At 42.6% G+C, this 16,602-nt stretch carries 24 protein-coding genes and 1 other annotated feature; all 24 genes read right to left on the bottom strand.

What is annotated here, in order from left to right:
• Positions 1-13: 13 nt before the first annotated feature.
• Positions 14-529, bottom strand: a complete 516-nt coding sequence (locus tag LC065_RS11035; protein WP_264187736.1) for a Spo0B domain-containing protein — start codon at positions 527-529, stop codon at positions 14-16.
• Positions 530-815: 286 nt separating this feature from the next.
• Positions 816-1,106, bottom strand: a complete 291-nt coding sequence (rpmA, locus tag LC065_RS11030) for a 50S ribosomal protein L27 (protein WP_035509352.1) — start codon at positions 1,104-1,106, stop codon at positions 816-818.
• Between the two features lie 14 nt (positions 1,107-1,120).
• Positions 1,121-1,450 (bottom strand): ribosomal-processing cysteine protease Prp, encoded by a 330-nt coding sequence (locus LC065_RS11025; protein ID WP_226591211.1) that lies wholly within the window; start codon positions 1,448-1,450, stop codon positions 1,121-1,123.
• A gap of 12 nt (positions 1,451-1,462) precedes the next feature.
• The gene (gene rplU, locus LC065_RS11020) at positions 1,463-1,771 is read right to left on the bottom strand and encodes a 50S ribosomal protein L21 (protein WP_226591213.1); all 309 of its coding nucleotides are present in this window, start codon (positions 1,769-1,771) and stop codon (positions 1,463-1,465) included.
• Between the two features lie 13 nt (positions 1,772-1,784).
• Positions 1,785-1,857 (bottom strand) — a sequence feature (ribosomal protein L21 leader region).
• Positions 1,858-1,893: 36 nt separating this feature from the next.
• Positions 1,894-2,583, bottom strand: coding sequence for a ribonuclease E/G (locus tag LC065_RS11015; protein ID WP_306163411.1), 690 nt, complete (start codon positions 2,581-2,583; stop codon positions 1,894-1,896).
• Entirely contained in the window at positions 2,531-3,322 is a 792-nt protein-coding gene (locus tag LC065_RS11010; protein ID WP_306163410.1) for a ribonuclease E/G, read from the bottom strand. The genes LC065_RS11015 and LC065_RS11010 overlap by 53 nt, the downstream gene beginning before the upstream one ends.
• Before the next feature lie 11 nt (positions 3,323-3,333).
• The gene (locus LC065_RS11005) at positions 3,334-4,191 is read right to left on the bottom strand and encodes a site-2 protease family protein (protein ID WP_306163409.1); all 858 of its coding nucleotides are present in this window, start codon (positions 4,189-4,191) and stop codon (positions 3,334-3,336) included.
• A complete protein-coding gene (locus tag LC065_RS11000; RefSeq protein WP_226591221.1) occupies positions 4,178-4,945 on the bottom strand; it encodes a M23 family metallopeptidase in 768 nt (255 codons plus the stop codon). The genes LC065_RS11005 and LC065_RS11000 overlap by 14 nt, the downstream gene beginning before the upstream one ends.
• 111 nt (positions 4,946-5,056) lie before the next feature.
• Positions 5,057-5,854, bottom strand: a complete 798-nt coding sequence (minD, locus tag LC065_RS10995) for a septum site-determining protein MinD (protein WP_226591224.1) — start codon at positions 5,852-5,854, stop codon at positions 5,057-5,059.
• A complete protein-coding gene (gene minC / locus LC065_RS10990) occupies positions 5,847-6,533 on the bottom strand; it encodes a septum site-determining protein MinC (protein WP_226591226.1) in 687 nt (228 codons plus the stop codon). Before minC ends, minD begins: the two co-directional genes overlap by 8 nt.
• Positions 6,534-6,571: 38 nt before the next feature.
• On the bottom strand, positions 6,572-6,760 hold the full coding sequence (locus LC065_RS10985) for a hypothetical protein (protein WP_306163408.1): 189 nt from the start codon (positions 6,758-6,760) through the stop codon (positions 6,572-6,574).
• Positions 6,747-7,100, bottom strand: a complete 354-nt coding sequence (gene mreD / locus LC065_RS10980) for a rod shape-determining protein MreD (RefSeq protein ID WP_306163407.1) — start codon at positions 7,098-7,100, stop codon at positions 6,747-6,749. Before mreD ends, LC065_RS10985 begins: the two co-directional genes overlap by 14 nt.
• A complete protein-coding gene (mreC, locus tag LC065_RS10975; protein WP_371933324.1) occupies positions 7,097-7,948 on the bottom strand; it encodes a rod shape-determining protein MreC in 852 nt (283 codons plus the stop codon). The genes mreD and mreC overlap by 4 nt, the downstream gene beginning before the upstream one ends.
• A 41-nt stretch (positions 7,949-7,989) precedes the next feature.
• A complete protein-coding gene (locus LC065_RS10970; protein WP_264187738.1) occupies positions 7,990-9,030 on the bottom strand; it encodes a rod shape-determining protein in 1,041 nt (346 codons plus the stop codon).
• Between the two features lie 162 nt (positions 9,031-9,192).
• Entirely contained in the window at positions 9,193-9,864 is a 672-nt protein-coding gene (radC, locus tag LC065_RS10965; RefSeq protein ID WP_143015261.1) for a RadC family protein, read from the bottom strand.
• 60 nt (positions 9,865-9,924) lie between these two features.
• Positions 9,925-10,491 (bottom strand): Maf family protein, encoded by a 567-nt coding sequence (locus LC065_RS10960; RefSeq protein ID WP_226591234.1) that lies wholly within the window; start codon positions 10,489-10,491, stop codon positions 9,925-9,927.
• 161 nt (positions 10,492-10,652) lie between these two features.
• Complete coding sequence (locus LC065_RS10955; RefSeq protein ID WP_226591237.1) at positions 10,653-11,465, bottom strand: SPOR domain-containing protein; 813 nt, start codon at positions 11,463-11,465, stop codon at positions 10,653-10,655.
• Between the two features lie 94 nt (positions 11,466-11,559).
• Positions 11,560-12,423: a hypothetical protein gene (locus tag LC065_RS10950; protein ID WP_226591239.1), complete on the bottom strand. Its 864-nt coding sequence runs from the start codon at positions 12,421-12,423 to the stop codon at positions 11,560-11,562.
• The gene (locus LC065_RS10945; protein WP_226591241.1) at positions 12,420-12,998 is read right to left on the bottom strand and encodes a PilN domain-containing protein; all 579 of its coding nucleotides are present in this window, start codon (positions 12,996-12,998) and stop codon (positions 12,420-12,422) included. Before LC065_RS10945 ends, LC065_RS10950 begins: the two co-directional genes overlap by 4 nt.
• 20 nt (positions 12,999-13,018) lie before the next feature.
• Positions 13,019-13,813 carry a type IV pilus biogenesis protein PilM gene (gene pilM / locus LC065_RS10940; protein WP_306163406.1) on the bottom strand — a complete coding sequence of 265 codons (795 nt, stop codon included), beginning with the start codon at positions 13,811-13,813 and terminating at the stop codon, positions 13,019-13,021.
• Positions 13,800-13,985, bottom strand: a complete 186-nt coding sequence (locus LC065_RS10935; RefSeq protein ID WP_306163405.1) for a hypothetical protein — start codon at positions 13,983-13,985, stop codon at positions 13,800-13,802. Before LC065_RS10935 ends, pilM begins: the two co-directional genes overlap by 14 nt.
• A 12-nt stretch (positions 13,986-13,997) precedes the next feature.
• On the bottom strand, positions 13,998-14,732 hold the full coding sequence (locus LC065_RS10930; protein WP_371933454.1) for a prepilin peptidase: 735 nt from the start codon (positions 14,730-14,732) through the stop codon (positions 13,998-14,000).
• A gap of 86 nt (positions 14,733-14,818) precedes the next feature.
• Positions 14,819-15,256, bottom strand: a complete 438-nt coding sequence (locus LC065_RS10925; RefSeq protein WP_226591247.1) for a prepilin-type N-terminal cleavage/methylation domain-containing protein — start codon at positions 15,254-15,256, stop codon at positions 14,819-14,821.
• 137 nt (positions 15,257-15,393) lie between these two features.
• The gene (locus tag LC065_RS10920) at positions 15,394-16,602 is read right to left on the bottom strand and encodes a type II secretion system F family protein (protein WP_226591250.1); all 1,209 of its coding nucleotides are present in this window, start codon (positions 16,600-16,602) and stop codon (positions 15,394-15,396) included.

The raw sequence follows: 16,602 nt of genomic DNA, 5'->3' as shown, positions 1-16,602 counted from the left end.
TCTATTCACCTCTTCATTCTATTGTCATTTCAATAGAAAGTTCTTTACTGTCAAAAATCGTTGCAATAAATCCTTCTCCATTGAGCGTCTCTTTCAAACGGTCCGGCTCATGAAATAGACCTTCCCATTCCCAGCTCAATCCAAGCGTGTCCTGCCCACCTACATAGATGGTACATGTACCTTCATAAAGTTCTTCATTCCCAATATGTCCATCCATGATTTCAATCATCCGTTTTCCATAAGCCAACAATGTATGATCATGACGGGATAAATCAACTTCTCCCCTTATGAAATAGCGCAGTCGGTAGGTCTTATGTACCCAATTAAAAGATAACAACCATAAAGGAAATTTCAGAGCATCACTGTTCAATAATTTCCGTTCTTCTTCCGCCTCTTCTTTAATTTCTTCCATTTGTGAAAGCAAACGGTCCTGCTTTCCAAGGGTAGCGTATCCTTGAAGCAATTGAATTTGATTCATCCAGTCATGACGCTTATGTCTGAGCAACGCAATAATTTCTTTTTCTTCCATCCTTTCAGCTCCCTCGTTCAACCCATAATAATAAAAAGTATAGCAAAAATTCAAGGAAACAAAAAACCTCAGCGTGTAGGTTCCGTTACTTATGTGCGGGTGAGTGGAAGGAAGAACAAACCCATTGAACATGGATGGGTTAAATTGGACTAGAGAATCTCCCCCCACACGAACGAGTAAAAATCCCTGTCAAACCTGCTAAATAGAAAAATGAAGTTGAAGATATAAAAAAAGCCGCGCTTATGCGAAAAGCAAAGCGCGGCTTTTTTGCTGATGGACTATTCGCTTACGCTTCCTGTGCTACAGGATAAACGCTGACTTTTTTACGGTTACGTCCGTAACGTTCGAATTTAACAACACCGTCCACTTTCGCGAACAATGTGTCGTCTCCACCACGGCCAACGTTCGCACCAGGGTACACCTTTGTACCGCGTTGACGGTAAAGGATGGAACCAGCAGTTGCTTGTTGTCCGTCTGCACGTTTAGCTCCAAGACGTTTGGACTCAGAGTCACGACCGTTTTTTGTACTACCTACACCCTTCTTCTGGGCGAAAAACTGCAAATCAAGACGTAGCATGAGTCTTCACCTCCTTATCGTTGGGATATTTTCATATATTGATCGTATTCTTGTTCAATCGTTTCCAAGGACACCTGCATGCCTTCTAATAAGGTTTGAGCTTTTGAATGAATGGATTCATCCAAATCTTCAGGAAGAGTGATTTTTAAATAACCACCTTCACCACCTTGTTCGACATCAGGTTCGAATCCACAAAGACTTATAACGGCATTGACAGCACCGAACGAAACAGCCGATACGGCTGCACAAACGAGATCATGACCATAAGGGCCACTCTCCGCATGTCCGGAAATTTCAAAGCCTGTAATTTCTCCTTGTGTGCGAAACATCGATACTTGTATCATCCGTTACGAACCTTACGCGTTGATCTCTTCAACGACAAGTTTCGTGTACGGCTGACGATGACCTTGTTTGCGCTTGTAGTTCTTTTTAGGCTTGTATTTGAAGACAGTCAATTTCTTCTGAAGGCCTTGTTTTTCAACTTTAGCTGTTACAGAAGCACCGTCAACGTATGGAGCACCAACTTTCGTGTTATCTCCACCTACGAAAAGAACTTTGTCAAAAGTGATAGACTCACCAGCTTCTACGTCCATTTTTTCAACATAGATCTCCTGGCCTTTTTCTACTTTTACCTGCTTACCACCAGTTTCAATAATTGCGTACATACTTGCACCTCCTCAATATACTCAGACTCGCCATTCAGGTACCGGAAATCGGTTTTAAAACCTGTTCTGTGCGGTTGTAGCAACGGAGTGCTACTAGAATAACAAAACAATGTTACCACAGATCAAAACAAGTTGTCAACATGATATCCGCGACGCTGAACAGCTTCCCGGATCATGTCCAAAGACCCTTCAAGCTCTATTTGATAGCCACAGATGTCAGCATCCTGCCTAACAAACAGCTCCTGTGGAATTTTACTAGAAATCGGCTCAGAAAGCAATCGTTTTTTGCAATCCATGAACTTCGGATGCACAGCGATCATCAAGGCCTCCGCTTCTCTCTTCCGAAGAAGCTCTCTTTCTAAACGATAAACAGCCGTCTCATCCGTGAAATTCACTTCCCTAGGGTTGGTTAATAACGAAGGGAGGCTGGCATTTTCCTTTTTCCGGGTCAATTCTAAAAGTCCCAACTTAGTCATTCCGAACACGTTCGTCTTCGTAGGATCCTTTTTCACAAGATCTCTCATTTCTGAGACGATCTGTTTCTCTTTATTCTCATTTTTCATTGAAATGAAATCAATAAGAATGATGCCGGATAAATTTCTTAAACGAATCTGCTTTTGAATTTCTTTTGCTGCTGCCCTATTGACATCAAGAGCCTGGGAGTTTGAAAAAGAACGCCCTTTCATCTTATGGCTATTGACATCGATCACTGTCATCGCTTCCGTTTCTTCAATGACTAAGCTAATCCCATTATTCAATTCAACAAGAGGATTGATGAGTTGCTCCTGGAGACGCGCCAAGGATACAGGCATATTTTTTTTCCACATCACTTTCCCAGCGGATGCGTTCTGCCAAAGAAGGAAACTTTTCCTTTAAACGCTTAGATGTGCTCGCTTCATCAATGAGCACTTCTTGAATGGTCGTCACTGGAAATTTACGAAGGAATGCATCAGGAATGCTCGCCTCACTCCATAAACAGCAAGGTTGATTAAGGTTATTTTGTACCATCGTTTTCCACTCAGCCCGGAGGCCTCTTAGCTCTTCGATAACGGTCTCGGGAGCAACGTCTCCAGCTGCCGTTCGTATGATACAACCTTCAGGACTTTCCAATTCCTGCTCTAACCATGATTCCAGCTCAGCTCTTTTCTCGACTTCCAGCTTTCGTGAAATCGAAAGTTTCCCTTGAGCAAAAGGTTGATAGACGGTGTACAACCCAGGCAAAGTCACGTTAGCGGTCAGTGCAGCACCTTTGTTCCCCACAGGTTCCTTTATCGCTTGTACAGCAACTCTCTGCCCTTCATTCAATGCAGTTGATAAGTTCCCTTCGCACCATGGAACCATATCCTTCCTTAGAAAACCTGATCGATCCGCTCCTATGTCAATAAAGGCGGCATCCAAACCTTGATCCACCCGTTCTACTTTACCTAAAAAAATAGAGCCCGTGAGCTTTTCAGCACCGGGCCGGTCGATAACATATTCATGGATTTCCCCATTTTCAATGACCACTCCCGATTTTTCAGCTGCCTTTGTATGTAATACTAGTTTTCTCATGTCATCCCTCATCATATAGCGATTTCAGCAATGTCCCGGACTTTTAAATGCGGTTTTTTTTGTTCAAAAAAAGCGCGGAGACACTCTTGTTCATCTACTATATAGAAAGGATTCGTATGTTTCAATACATACTTGTGGCGCCGATTGGAGTGGATGTTCTTCAGCACATCACGGACGAGCGTTTCTTGATGCACGTTTACGTATTTGGTTTTCAATGTTTCCCTGTCTTGATACGTGCAATAAAGGAGATAACGCATCATCGTGTAAGTCTTCCGTTTCCATTCCAGGATGTTCTCAATAACTAAAAAAGCGGTGAGAAGGATAGCAGCTAACGTCCAGCGTCCTTCCATAAACATCCAAAATCCAGCAACTGTCATGAATAGAAGTGATAGGCTGAGAGCTAGAGCAAGACTAACTCTGAATGCAAAGAAACGATTCAATAAGTAAAAGAGCAATTTACCCCCATCTAACGGCCAAACCGGGAGCATATTAAAAATAAAAATTACCCCATTATAAAAAAAGGCGGCATCTAATAAAGGGTGAACGCCTATCATGGATTGAATGGTCATAAGTAAGACAAAGATCCACAAATGCTGAAAAGGACCAGCCATGACTACAAACATCTGCTCCCGGAAGGGCCTTGTGTTGTGCTCTTCGCTCACTACAGCCCCACCGAACAGCCAGATTTCCATTTTTTCCACACGCCATTTAAACCGTTTGGCCATAAGGAAATGGGCCAGTTCATGAACAAACACGATAGAAAATAAAACGATAAATTCATAAATCGCCCCTGTCAACAAAGCAGAAAGAGCGAGCAAAAAGAAGAGGGGGTGAACATGGATATAGTCGTGAAATTTAAGGACTTTCATTCACTTTGATCACCTGTACTGGATCTAGAAATGTATTGTCTTTTTCAATAGCGAAGAAAAATTCAGCTGCCTGCCCCTCTTCCGCTTTCACGGATCCCAAATCCTTTTGCGATTGGACATGTTCATATAAATGGACATCGATAGCGGATAGATACCCGTACGTGGTTTTCGTTCCATCTTCATGCTGTAAAACCACCGTCTTTCCTGACTCCGGGTCATTGCCTGCAAAAATGACAGTTCCTTCTCGCACCGCTTTTACTTGAGATCCATTTTCCGTTGTTAAAATAATCCCCTTCCCATCATTTTGAAAGGGAGTCGTCACGGTTCCATTTACAGGCATGGCAAGAGGTTCTTGATCCGCATCATCATCCGGCTGGATGACTTGTAATGGATCGCCGAAACGGTCGCTGTACCAGGCCGTTACTTTGGCAAAAGGGAATTCTTCCTGCATTTGACTAACTGCCCAATCGCCCGGCACTTTCACAACAGCGAGATCCGTATTTTTCCCTACGGCTACGACGGCAAAAAGTAAAACAGCGAATAACACCTGTAGGCCTAAACGAGACGTAGCACTTGACTGATCTTCCTTCTTCACCGGTTTATGGCCATAGGTATTAACCAGTGGGGGATAGCCATGCATTTCTTCATCCTGTGGTGGAGAGAAACGTCCCGGCGGGCTTGTCCCCTGACTATGCATTTTTCTCTTTTTACGATCGGCTATATTCTTGCGTACATCGCGGATGTTCTTTTTCACAACCAAACCCCTCTCTACGTCTTTTTCTATCAGTCTATGGGACAAGGAGAAGGTTTATTAATTCAAAATAAAAAAACCTGCCACAAGGTGTGACAGGTGAAACAACGATCGTTATGTGCGCATGCCGAAGAATTTCTTCACTTTCGCAAGAACGCCTCGTTCTTCATCAAGCTTCATAAGGGGTACCGTTTCCCCTAGAATTCTTCTTGCAATGTTTCGATAAGCAAGAGAAGCTTTGGAATTGGGCTTCATGGCCACAGGCTCTCCACTATTGGATGCTTTAATAACTGCGTCATCATCAATAACGATGCCCAATAGATCAATAGACAGGACATTGACGATTTCATCAACGTCAAGCATGTCCCCGTTCTTCATCATATGATTCCGGATACGGTTGATCACAAGCTTCGGAGATTCCATTTCTTCTTGCTCTAATAATCCAATAATCCGGTCTGCATCACGGACGCTTGATTTTTCAGGAGTCGTGACTACAATCGCCTTATCCGCACCTGCGACCGCATTTTTATACCCTTGCTCTATCCCTGCCGGACAATCGATGACGACATAATCATACTCCTGCTTCAATTCCTGAACAATGGCTTTGACCGCTTCCGGAGTCACTTCAGATTTATCTGATGTCTGGGCCGCTGGAAGCAAATGAAGGCAATCAAAGCGCTTATCCGTAATTAAGGCCTGTTTCGTTTTGCAGCGTTCGTTTACGACATCGACAATGTCATAGATGATGCGGTTTTCAAGTCCCATCACGACATCCAAATTTCTGAGACCGATATCAGTATCAACGAGACACACCTTCTTTTTCTGCAAGGCCAAAGCGGTCCCCAGGTTCGCAGTAGTTGTCGTTTTTCCGACCCCTCCCTTTCCAGAGGTAATGACTATCGCTTCACCCATTGATCATTCTCCTTTCAAAACTAACCAGATCCGGTCTCTTTTTTACAACCTCTTGTATGCGATCGATACGAATTTTCTCCATGGACTCATCGATGAATCCACATTCCATATACACACCCTCAGATTCATAGTCTGGTGAACGACTTAATTGATCGGCAATCCTTAGTTGGCTCGGCTGCATGTAAGAGGATGCAATCACCGCATTCGTATCCCCTTCAAATCCTGCATGCGCAATTCCGCGCAAACTTCCCATGACAAAAATGTTACCCGTGGCTTTGATTTGGCCACCCGGATTCACATCACCAATCAAAAGTAGATCTCCCTTGACTTCAACCAACTGTCCGGACCGGACGGTTTTAGCGACAGGGGTGATTTCCGTATTCTCTTTCCACTCAAGGGCTTCCTTTTTCGTCAAAACATCCGACTCGATTTTTTCAACGACGAGTTTCTGCTTTTCCCGTACAACCTCTGTGAGCTTTTCTTTTTGTTCTTCAGTCAAATACCTGTTGCCAAGCTTGATCGTCACACGGATCATCGGATGTTCATCTGTCAGTCCGTTCATTGACAATTGGTTTTGCAATTCTTTTAAAAGGGATGAGAAGGAACATTGATCATCCAAATGCAATGTCAGACCGTCTCTTGTTCCTTTAATCATCACCTTCTGTACATTAGCAGCCATAGGCTCTTTCACCTCAAACCTCAAACATTTCCATCAGATTAGATATTGCTCACTTCTTCTCCCCAGGCATACACTTTTTCCTTCACAAGTGGATAGAGGAGGATGAAGAAAATCATATTTGCTGCCAAGGTCGGCAGCAGTCTCAATAGAGCATAATCTCCCCAAGTCATGGATGTAATTTGTACGAATGAATAAATGATATACAACATCGTATCAGCTAAAGCCACACCGACGACCGCCAATAAGGAAGCCGCAAAAAAAGTTGGCATGCAGCCATTTGTTTAGACCATGCACGGTATAAATGATCAAAGTATATGTAATCATATATACCCCGAGAACGCCTGTGTAGACGACATCAATCAATAAGCCGAAAGGCAGGCCATACCACACAGCGTTGTACGTATCGTCCTTGTCATAGAAAATGGCAATAATCAAAAGGAAGATCAAAATCCAATGGGGGGTCATAAGTAAATCAGAGTAAACAAGATTAGCCGGCAGCATACTCATGGCCATCCCCTGCATGATCAAGAAAAACAAACATAGGAGTGCAATGAAGTATCGACTCATGATGCTTCTTCCTCCTGTTCAGCTTCCGGATCCACCGTTTCTGCTGTACGATCCACAACCATTACATGATTGATATCAAACAAATCGGCAAACGGTTCTACATAGGCGGTCTGCGTCAACCCAAACTGGTCATTGACGACTTCTTCGACCGTTCCGATTCTCAAGTTGCTCGGAAAAACTCCTCCTAAGCCAGATGAGATCACATTGTCCCCAGGCTTAAGCTCTTCATCTAACTTGATTTCCTCTAGTAATAGGCGTCCGGTTTCATCATCATAGCCTTCAATCAGGCCGAAGGCTTCATCCTGATCCTCCCGAACGACCCAAGCTGAAATTTTGTTCGAACGATCGAACCCACTTAAGAGTTGAACCGTTGAATGAAAAGCACCAACAGACTTGATTTTCCCAATCAGACCGTCACTTGTCATAACAGCCATATCTTTTTCAACGCCGTGCTCTTCCCCTTTATTGATCGTCATCTGCTCAAACCAACGGTCTGAACTTCTGGCAATGACTGTTGCCTGCACAGGGGAATACTCACTCAAACTATCTGACTTATCCAACGTTTGCTGGAGTTCACCAATTTCACTACGAAGTCTTTGATTTTCCTGAATGACACCCTTATATTCAGAAAGCCTCGCCTTCAATACTTCGTTCTGTTCATATACACCAAACATGTCTTGAATATTTTCAATGGTATTGTCCACAAGACTGACCGGTTTATGGAAGACGGTTTGCATCCAACCGACCGAATCTTGTAGAAATTTCTCTGGTGTGCTTAACGAATCACGGTCACGGATCGAAAAGCCGATTAATGCTACGAGTACGATAAATCCTACTAATACAATCATCAGTCTTTTTCTACGAAATAACGAGGGCATAACGGGTTATATTACTCCATTTTCGCCCGGCTTGCTACATTCGGCTGAGAACGGAAATGATGGATGTACTCCAAAGACTTTCCTGTTCCAACCGCCACACAATCAAGAGGATTGTCGGCAATAAATACGGGCATGTTCGTTTCTTCACTGATGACTGTATCGATGTTCCTTAGCAAGGCGCCTCCCCCGGTAAGGACAATCCCGCGCTCCATGATATCCGCCGCTAGTTCTGGAGGGGTTTTTTCTAACGTATTTTTGACCGTTTCTATAATTGAATCAATCGTATCTTTCATAGCACTTACAATTTCGTCGCTTTGGATTGTAATGGTTTTCGGCAGGCCGCTGAGCAAATCCCGTCCCCTAATGTCCATTTCGTCAACTTCAGAGACTTCTCCTGCTCCACCCAATTCCATTTTCACTTCTTCAGCCGTACGCTCACCAATCATCAAGTTGTACTTTTTGCGCACATGTTGAATGATATTGTCATCCATCTCATCTCCTGCAATACGGATGGACTGGCTTGTAACGATTCCACCAAGAGAGATGATCGCCACCTCTGTTGTGCCTCCACCAATATCAACAACCATGCTTCCGGTCGGTTCCCATACAGGAAGTCCTGCACCAATGGCGGCCGCAAATGGCTCCGCAATCGGATAGGCTTCTTTTGCTCCCGCCTGTTTCGTTGCATCAATGACCGCACGCTCTTCAACCATCGTAATGCCGGAGGGTACACAAACCATGACATTTGGTTTACTTGCAAAAGAGGAACGCGTTTTTAACGCCTTTTTTATATAATATTTCATCATTTGAGCAGTGGTATCATAATCGGCAATTACGCCATCCTTCATCGGTCGGATAACATTTATGTAACCTGGCGTTCGCCCGATCATGTTTCGTGCATCATTTCCGACAGCTTCAATTTCACCAGTTTGTGTATTTTTGGCAACAACTGAAGGCTCTCGAACAATGACTCCTTTACCTTTCAAAAAGACAAGAGTATTTGCAGTGCCCAAATCAATTCCTAAATCTTGAGAGAATCCAAAAATCCCCAATAATATCTTCCTTTCTAAAACCCGTTTTCCTATCAACGGGGGTTAGGCATCTATATAGAATCATGATTAGAAGAAGCGCCTATTTATAAGGAGATCCTATAAATGGCGCTTTTTCTTTTTCATCTATTCAATTATACGAAAAATCCACAAAAATAGATAGTGTTACAAATAGCCTTTTTCTTTAAGACTAATGAATTTGCGATCACCAATGACAAGATGATCCAGCAATTCGATGCCAATCATCTTTCCGCATTCTTTTAACCTGCGTGTCACTTGGATATCTTCTTGTGATGGAGTTGGGTCTCCAGAAGGATGGTTGTGAGCGCAAATAATAGAGGCGGCAGACCTTTTCACCGCTTCTTTGAACACCTCTCTAGGATGGACAATCGAAGCATTCAAGCTGCCGATAAAGATGGTTTGTCGATGGAGGACCTGATTTTTCGTGTTTAAAAACAAACAGATGAAGTGCTCCTGCTTCAAATCTCTCATTTCTTCCATGATAAAGTCTGCCCCATCTTCTGGACTTCTGATCATATAACGTTCCACAGGCTTCATTTTTTGCATGCGTTTTCCTAATTCAATTGCTGCCAGAAGCAAAACAGCTTTTGCTGATCCAATCCCGCGAATAGCAGTCAGCTCTTCAATGGTTGCATCTTTAAGAAGCATGATCCCTTCAAAATGGACTAGAAGCCGGTTGGAGAGCTCCATGACGGACTCACGTTTCGTCCCGCTTCCTAACAAAATGGCAAACAATTCCTGATTCGATAAATGAGAAGCTCCGAGTTCAATCAGCCGCTCCCTTGGGCGGTCTTGCCTCGGAACATCCTTAATCATAACACTCGTCTGGGTCAATGATCCGCATCCTTTCCTTCTAAGTCCCCATGCTAGAAGGAGTTACTCAGGGAAAATGCCTAACCTCTTAAGTTCACGTGCCACTCTTGACAGCGGCAGACCGACTACACTGTAATAGTCTCCATGAATTTTTTCTACAAACAAAGATCCTTTGCCTTGGATGCCGTATCCACCAGCCTTATCCCAGGCCTCCCCGGTCCTGATATAGGCATCGATCTCATCCTCTGACAACATGTAAAAGGTCACTTCTGTCTTAACATGAAACATATCCACTGTTTGATCTGTCTTTAAACAAACCCCTGTATAAACCTCGTGTGTCGTATCACTTAAAGTTCTTAGATACTTCCTTGCATCTTGATTATCCTTTGGTTTCCCCAGGATTTCACCATTGTAAACGACGACAGTATCAGAAGTGAGGAGCACTTCACTCTCCCCCACCTTTACGTTTTCAGCCTTTAACCTCGTTAAGTGAAGGACGGCTTCCTCAGGTGACATCCCTTCCTCAATTACTTCATCAGCATAGGAAGGACGGACATCAAACTGATATCCTGCAAGCTCGAGCAGTTCCTTCCTTCTGGGAGACTGGGACCCTAAAACTAAGCGCTTCATTCTAATATCATCCTTTCTAAACATGGGGCTTTTTCTATTCTACAAGATTTCCATAAAACCGAGGATTATAGAAAGAATCTTTTTCTTCAAGAAAATAATATAAAAAAAGAGTTTTCTAATTAGAAAACTCTTTTTTTATAGAATATCACGTGTTGTTTTCCTTATTCTAATGATTGAGCAACTTTTAGCCAATTAATATTCGTATCATCCTGGGATTCCCATTCATTCAACGCTTGTCCAAGTGATGTATTCTTACCCACTTCATCCATAAGCTTCATTCTTTCATTCTCTGACAAACTCCCCATTTCATGGGTATCTATTGCGGTGGTCAACTCTTGAGGTATTTCTTTATCGACCGTAACAACAAATGGCTTTACATAAGTCTCAATGCTCTTTCCTGCAAGTCGATCAGCAATTTGATCCGCTTCCTGTTTATTCGGTGCACTCCCAACAAACAAGAAATATTGACCATCCCTTTGCCAAACCAGTGAAGGTACAAGAAGAGCTGTCAACTTACTCTGCCATTCATTCGCCTTTCCCTCCGTTGAAAAGGCCCCCGCTTGAACGATATATGTATCAAACGTTTGCGTAGGACCACTTGGAAGCTCAGACATAGGCGCCTCTTGAGAAGTGACCACTTCCGTTTCTGCATTTGTTTCCCCCGACACCGGAGCGGTTTCTGAATCTGTAGTGGATGAATCCGTTAAAGATACAAACATTCGAAGTAGCAAGAAACCAAGACCAAGACTAACAAATAGTGCGGTTAGAGCGGTAGTGATTATCGGCCTCACCGGTGTTGAAGAAAAGCGTTTCTTTTTAAAAGGAATGTGGTACACCCGTGTAGCGGGACGTTCATCTTCCTTATCTTCCTCTATGGCAGCGGCCTGTTCCTTTTGTGTCCGAACAACTTCATGTTTTGTTTCCTGCTGATGTTCGTTCCTAAATGAGATGGAGATCTTATTTTTGGAATCCATGGTTTGATCACTCCTGCAAGGTTTGTTCCAACCCTATCACAGCAGTTTTGAAAACGACGCTGAAATTTGTCAGTAGTCCTTCGACAATTTCGGCTTACAATTGACTTTCAGCTTCTGAACCGGAGGATTCTTCCTCGTTTTCTTCTACTCGATCACGACCTTCTTCATCCAAAGACTCTTCTTGATCTGTTTCCTCAGTTCTTGTAGATGCAGATGGTTTCAGATTATCCCACTGTTCGATAGCAAAAGGGTCCACCTTGTTCGAACTTCCACCATAATGGTATTGTGGCGCTTCATTAGCAAGATTGGCATATAATGGCTGATAATAACTATTCATAACGATGGAATAGCCAAGTTCATTCTCGCTCTCCGGTGCATCAAACTGGATCGACTCGATTTGTATGACCCGTGATAACGATTGAATCTCTTTCATAAATGAAACCATTTCATCATAGTTTTCAGAAGTCACATCTACATTGAACTGAAGGGTATGCAGCCCTTCAATCCTTTGCCCAGCCTCATCTTCCACGGGCTCATCACTCTGTAGATCTACAACCTCTTCACTTTCATCATTTTCACCATTCATTTTCAATTCATCTTCTTGTTGTAAAATAGATACGGATGACTCAGAATCAGCAATACCTATACTGGTGATCAAACTTGTAGAAGCATTCTCTGCCCGGTCCAGACCGATCAACATTTGGTCGATGAGAGGAATGACTGGCAATTGCTGCTGAATTGTACGGGAACTGAGAATTTGTTCTCGATCACTTTCTTCCTGGTTATTCTCTATGGCAGAGAGGATTTTTTGCTCTTGAGCTAAGGTCGCTTCCTTTTCTGCCACCCGCTCCTGGTATGGATCCAAAATGACTCTTTGACCTAGTATGTAAAACGCTATGATAAGGACAACTCCAGCAATGATGCCCCATAATCTCGAACGATTCCATTCGACTTTCATTGGGTAGACACCCCCTCAGTAGCGAGCATAGATTCCTCAAGAACGATATAATAACTCGCAATATAACGGGGTTGATAATCGTATAGGTCCTCTGTATCATCCACAACTTCTGTATCTACCCCTGCTAATTCAACGTCAGAGATAAATGATTGTTGAAGAAGGATATCCATGTATTTAGCCGCTTCCTGGATAGTGTCAAACCTTACATTCACGGTTATTTCAGACGCTCCTGTTAAAGCGAACGATTCAAAGAATCCTCGCTCCGGGAGCAAAGATACAAGACCCTCGAGCACAGGGATCGTAGGAATAACCGTACCCTTCAGCTGCTCAAGAGAATTCTTCAACTGTTCTCTTTCGGTCCCTTCTCCTCCAGATGTCGCTGCAAAGCTTTCCTGTTCAATCTGTACCTGTGAGATCTGCTCATCCAAATGATAAGATTCTTCGACCAGGGTTGACTTTTGAGCATTGAATACGATTGACATAATTAATAAAAGGAGAGCAAAGAAAGCGACAACTAGATACGGGAGGATATTTCTCTTTTCTTTTTGTTCCAGTAAATTAATTTCTACTACCATTCTCTCATCCCCTCCATCCTTTAAGGCTTGATGGATAATCCAATCGCATCCATATATTCAACGCTTGAAGATTGGTCTGCATCCAAGAATACGTCTGCATCTTTCAAAGCAGCGACCTGGATCCCTCTTTCTTCAAGCAACTCCCTTACCCGTTCATTCTCCGGCCAATCTCCTGTAAGAAGCACTTTGGATACCGAGGCTTCACCATTCATTACAGAGAATTTATAAAAATCCATAATTCTTTCTACTTCATTTACCTGATCATAAGTAAATTCGGTTGGACCTTCTTCATCCCCTTGCCATAGGTAGCAGCCGTTTTCTCTTTTCCATAACGTCATAGGAAGCGGACTTCTTGTATGGTTGATAAATGCCGGCAAGTGTTCGTTAAAGACCGTCAGCACACAACCATCCAAATTCCAATCGATCAACAGTAAATGTTCTCCGTCTACGGTTAAATCCAAATACTCGTATAAACGATAAATAGACAGCGCACTAATATCAGCCGCTTTCGTTTTCAGCTTGGCACCTCTGAATACCTGGTCCAGCACTCGAATCTGTTCTTCTGGAAAAGCGAAGAGAAGCAGCTTTTTCTTTTCCTCATTTTCACTGAGGACACTATAATCGAATGCAGGGTCATCAAAAGGAAGATGCAGGGTTTCCCCCAATTGCATATATAAGTAACCTTTGATCTCATCATTCTTCAAGTGAACGGGCACTTCATAAGGTCGAACTACAACCGAGTGATCCGGTACAGTGAAATAGAGTCGTTTGTTGCTCCACCCTTTATTTTCAATGAAGCTATCAACAATTCTCATAAGCTCCCCTGGAGTCTTTGATTTTCCCGTCCTCCATAATATGAGGAGGGAGAACGATTTCACCAGTGTCATCGATCTCCCATGCATTCTCTGATTTTGAAAACACATATCGAATGCAGTGGTTTTTTATAACGAAGTTCACCCGGCCGCTTGATTTAAAAAAACGAAACAAAAGACTCTCCTCCTATAAGAAAAACGTATCATAATAAAATCGCAAGAGGTCAAAGCCGTAAAGATAACTAATGACCGCAGCGAGCACAATGGATGGTCCAAATGGAAAGGGATCTTTCCTTCCAATCACTTTGAAGGCCAATAAAGTCAGACTGACAACCGTCCCAATTAAAGTGGCTAAAAATAAAGTAAGCAACGTTAATTTAAAACCCAACAGAATTCCTAACGTTCCTAACAGTTTCATATCCCCCGCTCCCATGCCACCTCTGCTCACTAGAATAATTAGAAAGATGATGACAAATCCGGCTAGTGCACCAAAAATTGAGTCATACCATGGCTGCAATGGACTAATAGTTCGGTAAATAACAAAGGTTGCCGCAAAGAAAAGTAACAGTTTATTCGGGATCAACATGTAGTGGAAATCACTCACTGTCACTATAACCGCCAGAGAAATTAGCAGACTAGCCCCTGCGAATTCCCATGATAAGCCTAGATACAAATATGCAACTAAAAAAAGGAACCCTGTGATCAGTTCAACGAGTGGGTATGTAACGGAAATCGAATGCTGACAGTGTCTACATTTACCTTTAGCTATGAGGTAAGAGAAGAGCGGAATTAAGTCTCTCGCTTGCAGAGGTGTGGAACAGTGAGGGCAAGCAGAGCGTGAGGTTGTGAATGGGATGTTTTTTGGTAAGCGTAGGCCGACGACGTTGAAAAAAGAGCCAAGTATGGTACCGGTAATAAACATATATATATTGAGCATTTGATTTATTTTCCCCTTAAGTAAATGAGGAGGACTTGGTTATTATGTCCTCCTCTTATAATCATACAGATCTAATTCGATAATTGGGTTTTAGTTTGAGCATTAACTCTGTTAGTAGTTCCATCAGATCCAACTAGGGTAACAGTATAAGTGACTCCATCATCACCCGTTGCTATTTCTACAAAGCCACTATCATAACCTCCATCACCTTCAGGATCTTGTGGAACTGCATCTAAGAAAGTGTTAGTTACTAGAGTATCCATAGTGTATCCGTTATCTGTTCCGTCACCCACATCATCCATTGCTAAACCACTTGCTTCAGCTAATCTTGCAGACTCAATGAGAGACAAGCCATTAGCATCATGTGCATCAGCTTCTGTATTATTTATAATCCCTCCGATCGCCGGAATAGCAATCGCAGCAATAATCCCCAAAATAACAATAACAGCCAAAAGCTCAATCAACGTGAAACCTTTCTCATTCTTTAACATTTCTCTTAACTTCTTCATTTTCTCTCCCCTTTTGTAGTACTTTCGATTTTCTGCTAACGGATATGTACTACTTTTTTCATTAGCAAAATGTCCTATGTTCATTATAAAGGATAAAAAGTTTGCAAACTAGCATTTTTGCACATTCTTACAAAAACTTAATTGATCGTGTCGAAAATCGAAAACATCGGCACAGCGATAGCCGCAACTATACCTCCGACGACAAGTGCGAGGACTAAGATCATTAATGGCTCAATCAACGTTTTTAATCGGTCTGTCGTATATTCAAGTTCAGATTCGTAGAATTCAGCCACCTTTGAAAGCATGTAATCGAGAGAACCTGTTTCCTCCCCTACAGCCATCATCTGTATCACTAATGGTGGGAAAATCGGATACTGCCGTAATGGATCGGAGAGGTTGTTTCCTTTTTCCAACGATTTGTAACTATTCATGATTGCTCGTTCCACTACTTTATTTTCTACGACATTTTGTGTCACTTGTAGAGATTTTAATATAGGAACGGAACTATTCATTAAAGAACTCAGTGTACTTGTCATGCGTACCAGGGCGGCTTTTTGTATCAATGGACCGAAAACAGGAATTTTAAGCTTCAGTACATCCACTGTATATTGGAGCTTTGGATTTCTATCTACGAGCAGTTTAAATATGACAATAAACAGCGCCGGGATAAGGATGGCCGCATACCAATAGTTTTGGAAAAACTGGCTCATACTAAGCGTCAATTGAGTGATCCATGGAAGCTCTCCTCCCATTGTGTCGAACATACTTGCAAACCTCGGTACTACGAAGGTTAACAGAAAAATGACGATGCCAATGGCTATCAGACCAACCACAAGTGGGTAGGTTAATGCGGATATGATTTTCTGTCTTGTATCGTATTGTTTTTCATAATAAACAGCTAAACGTTCCAGGATGTCGTCAAGATTACCTCCAACTTCGCCCGCTCGTACCATATTGATGAATAGGTTCGAAAAGATTTTCGAATGGGAACCAGCTGCTTCAGAAAAAGAGCGCCCACTTTCTAATTGCTCACTGATATCATAGAGCGCTTCACTTAACGCCCGGCTATTTGATTGTTTTGCAAGAATTTTTGTCGACTCAAGCAAAGAAATTCCGGCTCTCATGAGCGTAGAAAATTGCCTCAAGTAAATAACAAAATCCTTAGGCTTTACCGGGTTTCCTATTTGAATATCTTTTAGGAAGATACTATCGATTTCTTTAATTTCCGAAATGGTAATACCCCGCTCTTTTAATGACATGACCGCTTCTTTTCTAGAATTTGCACGCAGCCTGCCCTTTTGAGCTTTGCCAAGTAGGCTGCGTCCTTGATAGGAATAATAGGGCAT

Origin of the sequence: Halobacillus litoralis, from assembly GCF_020524085.2 — a bacterium.
Taxonomy (GTDB): domain Bacteria; phylum Bacillota; class Bacilli; order Bacillales; family Halobacillaceae; genus Halobacillus; species Halobacillus litoralis_E.
This window is presented reverse-complemented; position numbering and strand designations above follow the sequence as displayed.

What these genes read in the sequence shown, in the direction of transcription:
- LC065_RS11035 (WP_264187736.1), bottom strand. Translation starts at nt 529, where the DNA reads ATGGAAGAAAAAGAAATTATTGCGTTGCTCAGACATAAGCGTCATGAC.
- rpmA (WP_035509352.1), bottom strand. Translation starts at nt 1,106, where the DNA reads ATGCTACGTCTTGATTTGCAGTTTTTCGCCCAGAAGAAGGGTGTAGGT.
- LC065_RS11025 (WP_226591211.1), bottom strand. Translation starts at nt 1,450, where the DNA reads ATGATACAAGTATCGATGTTTCGCACACAAGGAGAAATTACAGGCTTT.
- rplU (WP_226591213.1), bottom strand. Translation starts at nt 1,771, where the DNA reads ATGTACGCAATTATTGAAACTGGTGGTAAGCAGGTAAAAGTAGAAAAA.
- LC065_RS11015 (WP_306163411.1), bottom strand. Translation starts at nt 2,583, where the DNA reads ATGCCTGTATCCTTGGCGCGTCTCCAGGAGCAACTCATCAATCCTCTT.
- LC065_RS11010 (WP_306163410.1), bottom strand. Translation starts at nt 3,322, where the DNA reads ATGAGAAAACTAGTATTACATACAAAGGCAGCTGAAAAATCGGGAGTG.
- LC065_RS11005 (WP_306163409.1), bottom strand. Translation starts at nt 4,191, where the DNA reads ATGAAAGTCCTTAAATTTCACGACTATATCCATGTTCACCCCCTCTTC.
- minD (WP_226591224.1), bottom strand. Translation starts at nt 5,854, where the DNA reads ATGGGTGAAGCGATAGTCATTACCTCTGGAAAGGGAGGGGTCGGAAAA.
- minC (WP_226591226.1), bottom strand. Translation starts at nt 6,533, where the DNA reads ATGGCTGCTAATGTACAGAAGGTGATGATTAAAGGAACAAGAGACGGT.
- mreD (WP_306163407.1), bottom strand. Translation starts at nt 7,100, where the DNA reads ATGAGTCGATACTTCATTGCACTCCTATGTTTGTTTTTCTTGATCATG.
- mreC (WP_371933324.1), bottom strand. Translation starts at nt 7,948, where the DNA reads ATGATTGTATTAGTAGGATTTATCGTACTCGTAGCATTAATCGGCTTT.
- radC (WP_143015261.1), bottom strand. Translation starts at nt 9,864, where the DNA reads ATGATTAAGGATGTTCCGAGGCAAGACCGCCCAAGGGAGCGGCTGATT.
- LC065_RS10960 (WP_226591234.1), bottom strand. Translation starts at nt 10,491, where the DNA reads ATGAAGCGCTTAGTTTTAGGGTCCCAGTCTCCCAGAAGGAAGGAACTG.
- LC065_RS10955 (WP_226591237.1), bottom strand. Translation starts at nt 11,465, where the DNA reads ATGGATTCCAAAAATAAGATCTCCATCTCATTTAGGAACGAACATCAG.
- LC065_RS10950 (WP_226591239.1), bottom strand. Translation starts at nt 12,423, where the DNA reads ATGAAAGTCGAATGGAATCGTTCGAGATTATGGGGCATCATTGCTGGA.
- LC065_RS10945 (WP_226591241.1), bottom strand. Translation starts at nt 12,998, where the DNA reads ATGGTAGTAGAAATTAATTTACTGGAACAAAAAGAAAAGAGAAATATC.
- pilM (WP_306163406.1), bottom strand. Translation starts at nt 13,813, where the DNA reads ATGAGAATTGTTGATAGCTTCATTGAAAATAAAGGGTGGAGCAACAAA.
- LC065_RS10930 (WP_371933454.1), bottom strand. Translation starts at nt 14,732, where the DNA reads ATGTTTATTACCGGTACCATACTTGGCTCTTTTTTCAACGTCGTCGGC.
- LC065_RS10925 (WP_226591247.1), bottom strand. Translation starts at nt 15,256, where the DNA reads ATGAAGAAGTTAAGAGAAATGTTAAAGAATGAGAAAGGTTTCACGTTG.
- LC065_RS10920 (WP_226591250.1), bottom strand. Translation starts at nt 16,602, where the DNA reads ATGCCCTATTATTCCTATCAAGGACGCAGCCTACTTGGCAAAGCTCAA.